This is a genomic window from Streptomyces monashensis, from assembly GCF_001866665.1.
GTDB lineage: Bacteria > Actinomycetota > Actinomycetes > Streptomycetales > Streptomycetaceae > Streptomyces > Streptomyces monashensis.
The window spans coordinates 1-1,321 of record NZ_MLYO01000206.1 but is presented as its reverse complement, the minus strand read 5'-3'; the positions used below and the strand labels follow the sequence as shown (position 1 = coordinate 1,321).

Below are 1,321 nucleotides of genomic sequence, written 5' to 3'. Positions count from 1 at the left end.
AACAAACCACCAACCCGACGACCATCCCTCACATAATTCACCCGAAAGGTCGCACTCGCCCCCAGCACCGGAACCGGCTCCCCGGCTCACGGCCACGTCGACCACCGCTCAGAAACACCCCGGCCGCCAACTCATGACGGAGCGCATACGCCCAGCACTCCCCCTACACCCGGCGGAGTAGTCACGAAGGCTCCCTCCGCAGGATGACCGCGGGTGCGCCGTGGGCGATGCTGTGCGCTGTGACAGCTGATCTTTACCGAGCCGGAGACGGAGCCGCAGACGGAGGCGGAGGCGGAGGCGGAGGCGCCCAACCGTCGTCCGCTCTGCCGTCAAGCCCTGCCGAGCGCGCGCTGCGGCCACGCCGTCCCCGGCTGCGGCGGTGGCTGCGCCGCGCCGCGCTGGCCTGCGCCCTGGTGCTGGTAGTCGTCACGGCGGCCTCGTTCGTCTACAACGGCGTCACTGCCGGGCGCGCAGCGCCGCCACGCGGGCTCAGGTATGTGCAAGCCGCCGACATCCGCACGCGCTACCAGACCTGGGGCACGGCGGGCCCGCCAGTCGTCCTGGTGCACGGCGCCTTCGAATCCGTGGACACCTGGTCGCGCCTTGCCCCGCTGCTCGCCCGCGACCACCGGGTGTACGCGCTCGACCTGACCGGCGACGGATACAGCGAGCGTCACGGCCCCTACACCGTCGACCATTTCACCCGGCAGCTCCTGGGCTTCCTGGACGCCATGCACCTCGGTGGTCCGGGCGAGCGTCCGCTGCTGGTGGGGCACTCCAGCGGAGCCGCCGTAGTCACCGAGGCGGCGTTGCGGGCTTCTGGCCGGCTGGGGGGTGTGATGCTCCTCGACGGCGACGCCCTCGACACGGGTGCCGGTCCGCCGCCGGCCTTCAAGTACGTGCTGATCGACCCGTACCGCACCAGCCTGCTGCGGATCGGGCTCGGCATCGACGGTGTGATCCGCAGCCTGTACGACGCACAGTGCGGGCCCGCCTGTCCGCGCCTGGACGCCGCCGGCCTCGATCAGTGGCGGCGCCCGCTGCGGGTACCGGGCGCGGAGAACGCGCTCTGGAGCATGCTGGCCGCCGGGGTGCCCGGTCTGCCCGCGGATCAGGTGGCCCGGCTCGCCGGGGTGCATCTGCCCAAGTCGGTGGTGTTCGGTGCCCAGGACGACGTGTTCACCCGGCAGACGCCGCAGGAGACTGCGCGGCGCATCGGCGCACCCCCTGCAACGCTCATTCCGGGCGCCCGACACCTGACGATGATCGCCAGTCCCGAGGCAGTTGCGACAGCCGTAGACAGACTCACGGCGGCAGCGAC

General features: G+C 71.6%; 1 protein-coding gene. It reads left to right on the top strand.

What is annotated here, in order from left to right:
• Positions 1–413: 413 nt before the first annotated feature.
• The coding region (locus BIV23_RS45310; RefSeq protein ID WP_218161940.1) for an alpha/beta fold hydrolase at positions 414–1,321 on the top strand (908 nt) is incomplete at its 3' end.